Origin of the sequence: Sutterella seckii (genome assembly GCF_009183815.1) — a bacterium.
GTDB classification, from domain to species: domain Bacteria; phylum Pseudomonadota; class Gammaproteobacteria; order Burkholderiales; family Burkholderiaceae_F; genus Sutterella; species Sutterella seckii.
Map to the genome: position 1 here is coordinate 1 of NZ_WEHX01000250.1, position 461 is coordinate 461.

At 53.8% G+C, this 461-nt stretch carries 1 protein-coding gene; it reads right to left on the reverse strand.

Going from position 1 to position 461, the window contains the following annotated elements; all coding sequences use genetic code 11:
* Positions 1-461, reverse strand: a 461-nt coding sequence (locus GBM95_RS12055) for a transposase (protein ID WP_152159290.1), incomplete at both ends; no start/stop codon positions are given.

Genomic DNA, 461 nt, shown 5'->3' on the forward strand with positions numbered 1-461 from the left:
AACGTAGCCGAAGATGTGCTCAATACGGCATCTCGTTTTTGATTTTTCTCGGTTTTCCTTCTGTTCCTCTTCCGTCAGCGGATGATTGACCCGCCCCTTCACGCAGAACACAGGCTCAACGCCGAAGCTGCGCGTCAGCTCCTTCTGCGGTTCGCCGCAGTATGCCGAGTCAGCGTAGAGCTTGCGCCCGGCATCTTCTTCGGAAAGGACATCTCCGATGGCCTGCGAATCATGGACTTTGGCGGTCGTCGTGGAAACATAGAGGATGAACTTGTGCACCGAATCCGCGAGTACGTGCATCTTGTAGCCGTAGAAGGTTTTGTCGTTCTTCTTCGTCCACGAGGCGTCAACGTCCTTATGCCGGCGCTTGTGCTTGTTTTCCTCGCCCGGCCAGATTTGCTCAGCGCTTTGACCTTCCTTGATTTTTTGGTTTTCTTCCCGTGAATTGCGCTGTTTGGGTG